10 protein-coding genes and 1 other RNA gene are annotated in these 14,188 nt (G+C 40.4%); 6 read left to right on the forward strand and 5 right to left on the reverse strand.

Annotated features, from left to right (window positions below; translation table 11 throughout):
• Nucleotides 1-11 precede the first annotated feature (11 nt).
• The gene (gene dxs / locus L4F91_RS05355) at nt 12-1,871 is read left to right on the forward strand and encodes a 1-deoxy-D-xylulose-5-phosphate synthase (RefSeq protein ID WP_250350211.1); all 1,860 of its coding nucleotides are present in this window, start codon (nt 12-14) and stop codon (nt 1,869-1,871) included.
• A 184-nt stretch (nt 1,872-2,055) separates the two neighbouring features.
• Here the strand turns inward: dxs and L4F91_RS05360 are convergent, their stop codons facing one another.
• Both L4F91_RS05360 and L4F91_RS05365 read right to left on the reverse strand, forming a co-directional pair.
• Complete coding sequence (locus tag L4F91_RS05360) at nt 2,056-3,984, reverse strand: ABC transporter ATP-binding protein (RefSeq protein WP_395897753.1); 1,929 nt, start codon at nt 3,982-3,984, stop codon at nt 2,056-2,058.
• A 123-nt stretch (nt 3,985-4,107) separates the two neighbouring features.
• Nucleotides 4,108-4,632 (reverse strand): gluconokinase, encoded by a 525-nt coding sequence (locus L4F91_RS05365; RefSeq protein ID WP_395897755.1) that lies wholly within the window; start codon nt 4,630-4,632, stop codon nt 4,108-4,110.
• A 279-nt stretch (nt 4,633-4,911) separates the two neighbouring features.
• On the opposite strand from L4F91_RS05365, the gene L4F91_RS05370 reads away from it, so the two are divergent.
• From L4F91_RS05370 to cydC, 5 genes are all read left to right on the forward strand, one after another.
• Nucleotides 4,912-6,261, forward strand: a complete 1,350-nt coding sequence (locus L4F91_RS05370) for a GntP family permease (RefSeq protein ID WP_395897756.1) — start codon at nt 4,912-4,914, stop codon at nt 6,259-6,261.
• A 115-nt stretch (nt 6,262-6,376) separates the two neighbouring features.
• Nucleotides 6,377-7,228: a co-chaperone YbbN gene (locus L4F91_RS05375; RefSeq protein ID WP_395897758.1), complete on the forward strand. Its 852-nt coding sequence runs from the start codon at nt 6,377-6,379 to the stop codon at nt 7,226-7,228.
• A gap of 56 nt (nt 7,229-7,284) precedes the next feature.
• A complete protein-coding gene (gene trxB, locus L4F91_RS05380; protein ID WP_250350204.1) occupies nt 7,285-8,238 on the forward strand; it encodes a thioredoxin-disulfide reductase in 954 nt (317 codons plus the stop codon).
• Between the two features lie 82 nt (nt 8,239-8,320).
• A complete protein-coding gene (gene cydD / locus L4F91_RS05385) occupies nt 8,321-10,096 on the forward strand; it encodes a cysteine/glutathione ABC transporter permease/ATP-binding protein CydD (protein WP_395897760.1) in 1,776 nt (591 codons plus the stop codon).
• Nucleotides 10,096-11,826, forward strand: a complete 1,731-nt coding sequence (cydC, locus tag L4F91_RS05390; RefSeq protein ID WP_395897762.1) for a cysteine/glutathione ABC transporter ATP-binding protein/permease CydC — start codon at nt 10,096-10,098, stop codon at nt 11,824-11,826. The genes cydD and cydC overlap by 1 nt, the downstream gene beginning before the upstream one ends.
• Nucleotides 11,827-11,894: 68 nt before the next feature.
• Here the strand turns inward: cydC and ffs are convergent.
• From ffs to rnd, 3 genes are all read right to left on the reverse strand, one after another.
• An RNA gene (gene ffs / locus L4F91_RS05395) (signal recognition particle sRNA small type) lies at nt 11,895-11,993 on the reverse strand.
• A gap of 348 nt (nt 11,994-12,341) precedes the next feature.
• Nucleotides 12,342-12,821, reverse strand: coding sequence for a hypothetical protein (locus tag L4F91_RS05400; protein ID WP_395897764.1), 480 nt, complete (start codon nt 12,819-12,821; stop codon nt 12,342-12,344).
• Between the two features lie 117 nt (nt 12,822-12,938).
• A complete protein-coding gene (gene rnd, locus L4F91_RS05405) occupies nt 12,939-14,090 on the reverse strand; it encodes a ribonuclease D (RefSeq protein WP_395897766.1) in 1,152 nt (383 codons plus the stop codon).
• Nucleotides 14,091-14,188 lie beyond the last annotated feature (98 nt).

Here is a 14,188-nt window from a genome sequence, read left to right on the forward strand (position 1 = left end):
TTTGATTAACAATGGAAAAATATCCTCTTTTATCACTGATTAATTCACCGGACGATTTGCGTCTTTTAAATAAAGATCAACTTCCCCAACTTTGTAATGAATTACGCGGATATTTGTTAGAAAGTGTTAGTCAAAGTAGCGGACATTTGGCATCAGGTTTAGGCACGGTAGAACTCACGGTTGCCTTGCATTATGTGTTTAATACCCCATTTGATCAGCTTATTTGGGATGTAGGGCATCAGGCCTATCCGCATAAAATTCTCACTGGACGCCGCGATAAAATGTCCACCATTCGTCAAAAAAATGGACTTCATCCTTTTCCTTGGCGTGATGAAAGCGAATTTGATGTGCTAAGCGTGGGGCATTCTTCTACCTCAATCAGCGCTGGGCTTGGTATTGCCGTTGCGGCAGAAAAAGAAAATGCAGGACGTAAAACCGTTTGTGTGATTGGTGATGGGGCAATTACCGCTGGAATGGCCTTTGAAGCACTCAACCACGCCGGTGCATTGCACACCGATATGTTGGTGATTCTCAATGACAATGAAATGTCCATTTCCGAGAACGTGGGGGCGTTGAATAATTATCTTGCTCGCCTATTTTCTGGCTCTTTCTATTCCACCTTGCGTGAAGGCGGTAAAAAAATTCTCTCTGGCGTGCCGCCTATTAAAGAGTTTGTCAAAAAAACGGAAGAACACGTTAAAGGCTTTGTTTCCCCTATCGGCACAATGTTTGAAGAGCTAGGCTTTAACTATATTGGTCCAATTGATGGACATAATGTGGACGAATTAATTAGCACATTAAAGAATATGAGCAGCTTAAAAGGTCCGCAGTTCTTGCATATAAAAACCAAAAAAGGCAAAGGCTATGCCCCCGCGGAAAAAGATCCTATTGGTTTTCACGGTGTGCCAAAATTCGATCCTTCGAGCGGAAAATTGCCTAAATCCACCACTCCAACCTATTCACAAATTTTTGGCAACTGGCTATGTGAAATCGCTGAACAAGATCCAAAATTAATCGGCATCACCCCAGCTATGCGTGAAGGGTCAGGAATGGTGGAGTTTTCCAACCGTTTTCCACAGCAATATTTTGATGTTGCCATTGCCGAACAACACGCGGTTACCTTCGCCGCAGGCTTAGCGATTGCAGGTTTTAAACCTGTCGTCGCCATTTATTCGACGTTCTTACAACGTGCCTACGATCAGGTCATTCACGATGTGGCTATTCAAAATCTTCCCGTGTTATTTGCCATTGACCGTGCAGGCGTAGTTGGTGCAGACGGGCAAACTCATCAAGGGGCATTCGATATCAGCTTTATGCGCTGTATTCCAAATTTAGTGATTATGACCCCTAGCGATGAAAATGAATGTCGCCAAATGCTTTATACAGGCTATCAATGTGGTAAACCTGCTGCTGTACGTTATCCTAGAGGCAACGCTATCGGCGTTTCACTTGAGCCATTAGCAATGCTGCCTATCGGAAAAGGTAAAATTCTGCGTGAAGGGGAAACGATCGCTATTTTAAATTTTGGTACGTTGTTGCCAAATGCCAATGCAGTGGCTGAAAAATTAAACGCGACCCTTGTAGATATGCGATTTGTCAAACCAATTGATGAAACCTTAATTCAACAACTGGCTGACACTCACGCTTTATTGGTTACACTTGAAGAAAACGCGATTCAAGGCGGAGCTGGGAGTGCAGTGGCTGAAGTACTAAATTCTCAGCACAAAACTACCGCACTATTGCAATTAGGCTTGCCCGATTTCTTCATTCCACAAGGTACACAGCAAGAAATTTTGGCAGACTTGAAACTGGACGCACAAGGTATTGAAGCACAAATCACAACATTTTTACAAAAACGTAAAAAAATTTAAAATAGTTGTGAACTATTCCGCGCCTAGTGAGTCTTAGTAAATGCTAGTGCACTGCAAATTGCAGTTGTCTTTTTCAAACTAATTTTCTTATTTAAGACCTCTCCGCCACCTGATTTTCGTGTGGCGGTTTTTTTATATGCAAAACTTGTAAAAAAACCACCGCACCTATTTTTATAGTCAATGATCAGCTCGCGCCACTTTTCTTTTCTTCCAACATTTCCCAACGGGCAAATGCTTGTTCTAACGCCTGCTCTGCTTCAGCGAGTTGTTGGAGTTTGTCTGTGGTGTATTGGTGATCTTGCTGGAAAAAATTGGGATCAGAGACTTCCGCTTGAAGTGCGGTGATTTTTTCTTCCAAATTTTCCAATTTTTGCGGCAATTGTTCTAGCTCTCGTTGCTCGTTGTAAGAAAGTTTCACGGGGCGGTGTTTTACTGGCTTATGTGAAACCTTGTTAATTTCCAGCGTACTTTCTGCTTTTTTCTCTTTCGTTTTTTCCGCTTCTTTCAAGGCAAATACATTCGCTTGTTGCTGTTTCGCATCGTGGAAACCGCCCACATATTTGTTAATAATCCCATTGCCTTCAAAAATGTAGCATTCTGTTGCTGTGTTATCAATAAATTGGCGATCGTGGCTCACAATCAGCAACGTGCCTTGATAATCAGCCAGTAATTCTTCCAATAATTCTAAGGTTTCCACATCCAGATCATTGGTTGGTTCGTCCAAAATCAGTAAATTATTTGGTTTAAGCAATAATTTTGCTAATAATAAGCGGTTACGTTCCCCCCCTGAAAGGGCTTTCACTGGCACCATTGCGCGTTTTGGTGGAAATAAGAAATCTTGCAAATAACCTAAAACGTGGCGTTTTACGCCATTAACTTCAATATCTTGTTTGCCATCTGCAACGTTATCCATTACCGTTTTTTCAGGATCGAGATCAGCACGATACTGATCAAAATAAGCAATTTCTAATTTTGTACCACATTTAATATGCCCAGAAGTTGGCTGGATTTCTCCCAAGAGCAATTTAATTAACGTCGTTTTGCCTATGCCATTTGCTCCTACCAAAGCGATTTTATCACCACGTAAAATCGTCGTTGAAAAATGCGAAACCAGTGTTTTCCCTGCAATTTCATAACTCACATCTTCAACTTCAAAGACGATTTTGCCTGAACGGGTAGAATTATCCACTTGTAACTTGGCACTGCCCTGCACGTCTCTACGCTGACGACGTTCTTCTCGTAAGGCTTTCAACGCTCTCACTCGACCTTCATTACGGGTTCGACGTGCTTTAATCCCTTGCCGAATCCAGATTTCTTCTTGAGCAAGTTTTTTATCAAATAATTCATTTTGTAACGCTTCAACACGAAGGTTTTCTTCTTTTTCAATAAGATATTTAGCGTAATCGCCCGGGTAAGAGACTAATTGTCCACGATCAAGATCCACAATGCGGGTCGCCATTTTGCTGATAAAAGCACGATCGTGAGAAATAAAAATAATTGAACCAGTAAAGCTCAGCAAGAAATTTTCTAGCCATTCAATGGCATCGACATCAAGATGGTTAGTAGGTTCATCGAGCAGTAATACATCAGGATCACACACCAATGCACGAGCTAGCGCTGCTTTACGTAACCAGCCCCCGGATAACTCAGCTAATTGCATATTTGCTTCAAGCCCTAATTTCATTAGGGTTTCACGAATTTTATTTTCAAAACGCCAGCCATCTGCGTATTCAAGCTGAGTTTGAATTTCTGCCAAACGATTTAGCGTGCTTTCGCTATATTGCTGTTCAAGTAAATCAGAAGTGCGGTGATATTCTTTCAATAAATCAGCTAAATGAGCAATACCTTCTGCAACGTAATCAAACACGTTACCCTGTGCATTGCGAGGGGGATCTTGTTCAAGGCGAGAAATGACTAAATCACGCTCAAATTGCAGACGTCCGTCGTCCATCACCATTTCGCCTGCCAAAATTTTCATTAAGGTAGATTTGCCTACTCCATTACGCCCAACTAAACAAACACGCTCACCCGCTTCAATATATAAATCCGTGTGATCTAGCAAGGGATGATCACTAAAAGAAAGATAACCGTTGGTTAGACTAATTAACGCCACATTATGTCCTTATCTCAAAAAATATATTGCGGATTTTAACAGGTTTATGAAAGGGTTTATAGAGGAATAAAAAAGAGAAATCCCCTATTAATTAGTGAATTTCTCAATATAACTTAGCGTGTACTAGTTTAAAAACGGCTCTAACGCTACCACACAACGTTCTACCACTTCATCAAATGTCCCATCAATATCAATATGAATCACATCTGGCTCATCTGCTTGTGGCGTTTCCAGCGTATCGAATTGGCTTTTAAGCATTTCGGTTTTCATATAATGCCCTTTGCGATTTTTCATTCGTTCTAGCACTAGCTCAAAACTTCCCTCTAAGAAAAGGAATTTCACGCTTTCATTACCATCGCGAATTTGATCACGGTATTTTTTCTTCAATGCCGAGCAAACAATGATCCCCTGTTCGCTTTTTTGTTCTAGGCTGAATGCCGCATCGCGGATACGCTCAAGCCAAGGTGCGCGATCTTCATCATTAAGCGGTTGCCCGCTCCCCATTTTAATGATGTTAGCTCTTGGATGAAGATCATCACCATCAATCAATTTTAACCCTAAACGCCGGCAAACTTCCGTTCCTACGGATGTTTTCCCCGTGCTAGACACGCCCATTAAGATAAAACTCTTACCTTTTCCTTTTTCCATTTTCTTTTCCTTAACTATTAAATTTTATTTCTGATGCACTAACCATAGCAAAAAATGGTAAGTTTTAGTTACTGGTAACATCTTATTTTGTGATCTATTTCACAAATATTTAACAAAAATAACGCTTTTTTGCCTAATTATTTGAACTTTGATTAGAATTTCCCTAATAATATGCCTATCTATTTTACCTTACTAGCAAATTTTAATGTTACGGGTAAATTAGCAATTCGTTCCTCGCCCTTGGCGAAAAAATCAATCATCAAATAGTAAGGATTTTATATGTTGATTTTCACGTTGATCGCTTCAGTACTACTGTTGCTTTTATTAATTATGAAATTCAGAGTTCACGCCTTTGTTGCATTAATTATCGTGAGTTTACTCACTGCACTCGCCACTGGCGTTCCTTTCAATGAAATTCTACCCACCTTAACCAAAGGCTTTGGTGGCACATTAGCCTCTGTGGCGTTATTAGTGGGTTTGGGGGCGATGATCGGGCGCTTACTCGAAATCACTGGCGGTGCAAAAGTGCTTGCTGATACACTTATCAATAAATTTGGTGAAAAAAATGCCCCTTTCGCCTTAGGTGTGGCTTCTTTACTTTTCGGCTTTCCAATTTTCTTTGATGCCGGATTAGTCGTGATGTTGCCAATTATCTTTAGCGTAGCAAAACGCTTTGGGGGGTCTGTATTACGCTATGCCTTCCCTGCGGCAGGAGCATTTGCTGTTATGCACGCCTTTGTCCCCCCTCACCCAGGTCCTGTGGCATCGGGGGATTTATTAGGCGCTAATATCGGCTTATTAGTGATCGTTGGCTTAGTATGCGGTATCCCAACGTGGTATATCGCAAGCTACTTATTTAGCCAATATTTAGGTAAAAAAGTGATGGTTGATTTGCCAAAAGCGTTCTTAAATGCAAATGCAATCAACGAAACTGCGGTGTTAAATCCACCAAGTTTTGGCAAAGTATTGACCATTTTATTATTGCCATTAGTTCTCATTTTATGTGATACAGGCTTAAATACCCTTTCTGTCGCCGGTGTGGTTGATGGTTCTCAGGCTTGGGTGCAAGGCTTACGTTTACTCGGAAAAACCCCTGTTGCATTATTGATTACTTTAATCGTTACCATTTTGTTGCTCAAAGATCAGCGTAGCAATGAGCAAATAGAAAAAATTTGTGATAATGCCCTCGGACCAATCTGCTCTATTGTACTCGTAACGGGTGCTGGGGGAATGTTTGGTGGTGTGTTGCGTGCAAGTGGCATTGGTAATGAGCTTTCTGCGATGTTCGCAGATACAGGAATGCCAGTGATTGTTGCCGCCTTTATTATTTCAATGGCATTGCGTGTTGCACAAGGTTCTGCGACGGTAGCCCTTACAACCACATCGGCATTAATCGCCCCAACGGTTGCCGCAGCAGTCGGATTAAGCCAATTCGATCTTTGCTTTATCGTGATTGCAATTGCCTCTGGCGCAACCGTGTTCTCTCACGTTAATGACAGTGGTTTCTGGTTAGTCAGCCGTTTTCTAGAAATGGATACCAAAACCACATTAAAAACCTGGACAGTGCTAGAAACCCTCATCGGCTTTACTGGATTTGCCTTCGCCTTAGTGGGAAGTATTTTGCTCTAAGTAAAGATTTTTACTCAATCTTAAGTGCGGTGTTTTTTTCGGAAGTTTTTTCCCAAAAAGCACCGCACTTTTGTTACAATCAGTGATAATTTTTGTAACTCAAATTGGAGTAAAAATGACGAATTATAGTATTGATGTCAATCAGCAAAATCTCACCGAGATCTTACAGCAAACACAACAAACCCCACTCGCCTTACTTTTTTATGCCCCAAGCTATACAGATTCGGTTGCCTTTGTCAGTGTGCTTGAACGTTATGCGGAAAAATACCAAGGACAATTTTTATTAGGCAAAATTAATTGCGAAGCTGAACAAATGGTGGCAGCACAATTTGGTATTCAAGCACTTCCTACCACTTATCTCTTTAAAGATGGACAAGCGCTTGATGCCTTTCAAGGTGCCTTAGATGAAAAAACATTAGAACAGCACTTAAATCTTATTTTACCCAAAGAGGAAGAAATTAAATTCAACCAAGCATTAGATTTACTTGCTAATCAAGATTATGAACAGGCGATTCCACTACTCAAAGAGGCTTGGGAGCTTTCCGATCACAAAAATAGCGATATTGCCTTACTTTATGCGGAAACCTATATTGCAATGAAACGACTTGAGCCAGCGCAGGAAATTTTAAATCGTATTCCGTTGCAAGATCGTGATAGCCGCTGGCAAGGATTACAAGCACAAATTGAATTATTAATTAAAGCGGCGGACACCCCTGAAATTCAACAATTACAAGCAGAATATGCGAACAATAAAAGCCCTGAGATTGCCTTAAAACTGGCATTACAGCTACACCAAGCCCATCGCAATGAAGAAGCGTTAGACTTATTATTCAGTTTATTAAAACAAGACTTAGGCGCACTCAATGGGGAAATCAAACAAGAATTTTTATCTATTTTAGCGGCGATGGGCAACAATGATCCAATGACCAATAAATATCGCCGATTACTTTATTCGTTACTCTATTAATGTGTTTCCCTTATAATAGCAAACTCTCTTACTCAACGGATTAAATAGGAATTTTTATGTCAGAAATGAAACATTGCAAACTGTTAATTTTAGGTTCAGGGCCTGCAGGCTATACCGCCGCCATTTATGCGGCTCGCGCTAACTTAAGCCCTGTATTGGTAACCGGCTTACAACAAGGCGGACAGCTTACCACCACGACAGAAATCGAAAATTGGCCGGGTGATTTTGGCGATACCACCGGCCCAGAATTAATGCAAAGAATGTTGCAACACGCGGAGAAATTCGATACTGAGATTATTTTCGATCACATTAATCGTGTTGATCTTTCTTCTCGTCCATTTAAACTTTATGGCGATGTACAAAGTTTCAGTTGTGATGCGTTAATCATCGCAACAGGCGCTTCTGCGCGTTATATCGGTTTACCCTCTGAAGAAGCATTTAAAGGCCGCGGGGTTTCCGCTTGTGCTACTTGTGATGGTTTTTTCTATCGTAACAAGCCTGTTGCGGTTATTGGTGGAGGCAACACTGCTGTCGAAGAAGCTCTTTACTTAGCCAACATTGCCTCTGAAGTCCATTTAGTACATCGCCGTGATAGCTTTCGAGCGGAAAAAATCTTAGTTGATCGTCTGTACAAAAAAGTGGAAGAAGGAAAAATTATTCTGCATACCCACCGCACATTAGATGAAGTATTAGGCGACAATATGGGGGTAACAGGCATTCGTTTAAAAGATACCCAAACAGATGAAACCGAAGAACTCAAATTAGACGGTATGTTTGTGGCGATTGGCCACGCCCCAAATACCGAGATTTTTGCCGGTCAGCTAGAATTAAATAATGGCTATATTGTGGTGAAATCTGGCTTGGAAGGTAATGCCACTGCCACTTCGGTTGAAGGCGTATTTGCAGCAGGTGATGTGATGGATCATAATTACCGCCAAGCCATTACTTCTGCGGGTACCGGTTGTATGGCTGCCTTAGATGCAGAACGTTTCTTGGACAGCCAAGAATAAATCTCAGCGGTGTGTTATTGCTGTAATGCACCGCTTTTCTTTTTCATTATGACATCACTCATTAACTCTTTTACGCAGAATTATGGATAAAGCTCGCCAACGATACTTACAAAAATGGCTACGCGCCCAACAAAAACCAATAAAAACCTTACTTAGCCTAAATATTTTATTGGCTAGCCTTTCATCTCTGATTTTAGTGGCTCAAACCTATTTACTTGCTACCCTATTGCATCAGCTAATTATGGAACAAACCGCAAGAGAAAATCTAATCGGTTATTTTATCGCTTTAGTCATAGGCTTTGCCTTACGCGCAATAATTTTATATTGGCGAGAACGCTTAGGATTTAAGTGCGGTCAAAAATTACGTTATTTTATCCGCCAACAAATTTTCACCAAATTACATCAAGTTGGCCCTGCGATGATCAACCAAAAACCCGCAGGCAGTTGGGCAACTATTATGTTAGAACAGGTAGAAAACCTACATAATTTCTATGCTCGCTATTTACCACAACAAGCCCTTTCGGTGATCGTTCCATTGATTATTTTAATTGCTATTTTTCCACTCAATTGGGCGGCTGGATTGATTTTGCTTATTACTGCCCCACTTGTGCCTATTTTTATGATCCTTGTTGGGATCGCTGCTGCAGATAGCAGCCAAAAAAATATGCAAACCTTAGCAAAATTAAGTGGGCAATTTTTGGATCGTCTGCGTGGACTTGAAACCTTACGTCTATTTAATAAAACGGAAGAACAAACCGCCCATATTGAGCAAGCGACGGAAGATTTCCGCGAAACCACTATGGACGTGTTGAAAATGGCATTTTTATCTTCTGCGGTGTTGGAATTTTTTACCTCAATTTCCATTGCGCTGATGGCGGTATATTTTGGTTTTAGCTATTTAGGCGAGCTTGATTTCGGTTCCTATGGCACACCAATCAGCTTATTTATTGGTTTTTTTTGTTTAATTCTTGCCCCTGAGTTTTATCAACCTTTGCGTGATCTCGGCACTTATTACCACGACCGTGCCGCTGCCATTGGCGCAGCTGATGCAATTGTTGAATTTTTAGAACAGCCGATTTTAAATGAGGTAAAAACAAAGCAAAATGGCTCTTCAAATGAAGCCTTGATAAATGAAAATATCGCAATCCACGCCCAAGCTCTGGTGGTGTTATCGCCACAAGGCAAACCACTCACCCAAGCACTTAATTTTCATTTGCCCGCTCAAAGCCATACAGCACTGGTAGGGCAAAGTGGCGCAGGAAAAACCTCATTAATCAATGCGTTACTCGGTTTTTTAGACTATCAAGGTAGCCTAAAAATTAATGGCATTGAGCTTAATCAAATCAATAAAACCCAATGGCGGAACAGGATCGCTTGGGTAGGGCAAAACCCTTTATTATTACAAGGTACGATTCGTGAAAACTTGCTGTTAGGGGGCATTAAAGCCAGTGATGAGGAAATTCAACACGCCTTAGCACAAGCCCAAGCTTCCGTATTTACCGATAAATTAGGGTTAGATGCAGTAATCAAAGAAGGCGGTATTGGGCTTTCTGTCGGGCAAGCACAGCGTTTAGCCATTGCCCGAGCTTTATTACGGCATCGCCGTTTATTGCTCCTTGATGAACCCACAGCCAGCCTTGATGCACAATCAGAAAATCTGGTGCTTTCAGCTTTACAAAAAATTAGTCGTGAACAAACAACCTTGATGATCACCCATCGTATTGAAGATTTGAAACAATGCGATCATATTTTGGTTATGCAGAAAGGACAAATCATTCAGCAAGGTCGCTTTGAACAATTACAAAATGAAGGATTTTTTGCTGAGCTTCTTACCCAGCGTAAAGAGGATATTAATTAATGCGTACACTTTTACCATTTTTACGTTTATTTAAGCACGCCAAATTTGTCTTATTTTTAGGCTTAATCCTGATGATCACAGGACTTGCCGCCAGCATTGGCTTATTAACGGTTTCAGGCTGGTTTTTGGCAGCCACCGCATTGGCTGGCATTGGTACATTATTTAATTTTTTCTATCCATCTGCTAGCGTCCGAGGCTTAGCGATTGGTCGCACTGTTGCCCGTTATTTTGAAAAAATCGTTACCCACGACGCTACATTTAGAATTCTGGCCAAATTACGTGTGCAAGTATTTCAAAAGATCATTCCTCTTAGCCCAGCTGTACTAAATCGCTATCGCAACAGTGATTTATTAAACCGTTTAGTGGCAGATGTAGATACCTTGGATAGCCTTTATCTTCGCCTACTCGCCCCCTTTATCACCGCTTTTGTGGTGATTGGCTTGCTCACTGTGGGACTGAGCTTTTTTAACCTCTCACTTGCGCTATTTTTTGCCACTGTTCTCAGCACACTAGCTCTGCTTGTGCCAACCATTTTTTATTATTTAGGGAAAACATTTGGGCATAAACTCACTCGCGCACGCGCGACTTACCGCACGCGATTTGTGGAATATATCCAATCTCAAGCGGAATTATTGCTGTTTAATGCAGAAAAACCACTCAAACAAAAGCTAGATGAAACAGAACAACAGTGGCAAGGTTTTCAACAGAAAGAAGCAAATTTAAGCGGATTTTCCACCGCACTTATGCTTTTGGCGAATGGGATTTTGCTTACCCTTACCTTATGGTTTGCCGCTAATGCTGATTTTGGCAATGACCGATATAGTCCTGCAATTATTGCTTTATTTGCCCTTGCTGCACTGGCAGCTTTTGAGATTTTAATGCCTTTGGGTTCTGCATTTTTGCATATAGGGCAAATTATCGCTTCTGCTGAACGCGTTACTGAGATCACCGAACAAACGCCACTGGTGCAATTTAGTGGAGAAAAAACGGTGGAAAAACACACCGCACTTGATCTGTCTATTCAGCAAGTGAATTTCACCTATCCTGAACGCCAAGACCCTGCGCTAGAAAACATCACGCTAACTATTCCACAAGGGCAAAAAGTGGCTATTCTGGGTAAAACAGGCAGTGGTAAATCTACCCTGTTACAGCTTCTGGTGCGTAATTATGATCCGAATCAAGGGAATATTTTTCTCGCCAAGCAATCTATTGCAGACTACACAGAGCGCCATTTACGTGAACAAATGTGCTTTCTCACCCAACGTGTACACGTTTTTAGTGATACCTTACGCAATAATCTTCAATTGGCGAATCAACACCCCCTGCAAGATACCACAATGATTGAAGTGCTAAATCAAGTGGGCTTAGGCAAATTAGTCGAGCAAGAACAAGGTTTAGATCTCTGGCTAGGTGATGGAGGACGTCCTCTTTCTGGCGGAGAACAGCGTCGCTTAAGCTTAGCGCGTATTTTGCTTAATCAAGCCCCTATTCTATTACTTGATGAGCCAACAGAAGGGTTAGATCGTGAAACAGAACGTCAAATTCTGCGCTTAATCCTAACCCATTGCCAAAATAAAACCTTGATTATGGTAACCCATCGTCTTACTGCTATTGAGCAGTTTGATCATCTTTGCATTATAGATGAAGGAAAATTAATTGAACAAGGCAATTATCAAACCTTAATGGCAAAAGAAAACGGCTTTTTCAAACAATTAGTGGAAAGAATTTAACTAAGTAGAAAGCTTTAAATAAGGATTGAGAAACTGGAAAATCTCGAAAAAAGAAAAGCTGGGCGGAAACCTTCCCAGCTTGATCTCGGCACACGAACAATCTGACTTTGGCTGCTTTCTTCCGAACCTGACCGAGTAAACCAGACCTCGTTGCGAGGAACCGAGAAGGTTTCCATTACATCTGCCACTAAACCGCGACAGAACGCCCGCATTATGCCCTAAGCCCTATAGAATTGCAAATTTTTCATTATTATTTTTGTATTAACTGGCTAAATAAGCAACTTCTTGTAGTTTGATTTTAACGCATCGCACAGCCAGTTAAAAAACGTGGCATAACCGATTAAAATCAAAATAAGAGAAACTTACTACTCGACAACAACATAGTATTCTTTTAAATTGAAAAACAAAAAGGACTGCCCTACTATGTACGGAATTCAGTCCTTAAAAGCTCAAAACTAAACCACCCAAATTTTGGGATTCAGATCAGTCTTAGTAAAACGATCAAAACATAGGAATTACTTCGGTTGATCAGCTTTTTTACCATATTTTGCTGCCATTTCGTCTTGAAGTTTTTTCAATTCTTCCGTTGCAGCTGTTGTTTTTTCCGTTTTTGCTTGAATCGCTTTTGTCGCTTCTTCTGACGCATTATTCATTAATGCTAAGCCATCTTTTGCAAGCTCTGAGGTTAATGTTAACACAGATTGCATTTTATCTTTTAACTGTTTGATTTCAGCACTTTTAATATCTAACGTATTCAAGCTTTTCTGCACTTCTGCATTTCTTGCACTTAATGCATTCATTGCCTCAGCAATTTGTTTTTCATCGCCAGAAGATAGTTTTTCCATATATTCTTGCTGAAAAGCGACTTGACTTTGTTGATTCGCTAAACTCCATTCCACTAATTTTTGATAATCTGCTGCGGGATCAGCCTTATTACAAGCTGCAATAAAAAGAGCGAAAAGCACTGCTGTACCTAATTTAATGATTTTATTCATTGTATTTTCCTTTACATAATAAATAACTAATATAGCTAAAAAGTTTAACTATAGGATTATTCTCATTGAGAGAACGCTATTCTAATCCCTATACTAAGAAATTGCCAAGCAATATAATTAAAAACTTTGTAAAGATTTGAGCAATGTTTCACCAAATTCTTTACGCCATCCTTTTAATAAATCAGGTAAATCATTCGGATCTTGGTGTTTTATCCAGCACCATTTCATTAAACCTTCTAATCCTCGTTTACTTGAAATAGTCTCTATAGGCAACTCCGCTGGCGTGATTTCGTTTAATTTTTGCTGCAACATTTTTAATCCAGCGCGATAGCGTGGTTCATCAACCAAACGAACAATGGGGGAGGGATACGCTTCTTTAGGCGTGCGTTTTGCTTTCTCAACAAGCTGCAACATTTTTTTACCATTCACTCGCACTTCCATCGGCAATAATCCTAAATCAAGTAATGCCGAAGTGTGCTTAGGAAGATGTTTCGCCACAAGCCACAAATGTTCACTTTTTACAATAAAATTTAACGCCACATCACGTTTAATGGCTTCTTCTAAACGCCATTTTGCAAGAAGTTTTAACGCCATTAACGCTTGTTCATTTAATTTCCACGCATTGGGAATATCAAAATAAGCACGTTCAGGATCCCTTGGTTTACTAATTTTTTCTAACAATAATTCACATTCATTTTGTACCGCACTTTGCCACGGTGTTTGCAATAAATGTTGTTGCATTTTTTCATATAAAGGAAGGAGATACCAAACATCGGCTGCCGCATAGCGTAATTGGACATCGGATAATGGGCGTGCGAGCCAATCTGTGCGTGAAGCACCTTTATCTAGCTCTAACTGAAAATAATGATAGATTAAACTGGCAAATCCCATAGAATGACCAAAACCTAAAAATTGACTTACAACCTGTGTGTCGATTAATGGTGTAGGTAACTGTTTGAAATAGTGGTAAAAAATCTCAAGATCTTCTTTACTCGCGTGTAGAATTTTAATGACATTGATATCTGCAAGCAACGCAATAAAAGCGGAAAAATCATCAATGACTAAAGGATCGATCAGACTTACCTTCTCACCATCATAAAGTTGGATCAACCCCAACTTTGGATAAAAAGTTCTGGTACGAATAAATTCGGTGTCCAATGCAACGTAAGATTTTTCTCTCGCGCGTTGGCAAACTTCCTCCAATGCCAATGTTGAAGTAATTATTTGAAAGTGCGGTGGATTTTTGATTTCTTTTTTTATTGCTGACATAACCTTATTTCATTCATTTTTAATCACATCTCATAAAAAATACTGCAATGGCATTATGCATTGCTTTATTTCAAATGAAGATAAAATGAAGGCGAACT

This window comes from Avibacterium sp. 20-126, assembly GCF_044358625.1.
Lineage (GTDB): Bacteria > Pseudomonadota > Gammaproteobacteria > Enterobacterales > Pasteurellaceae > Avibacterium.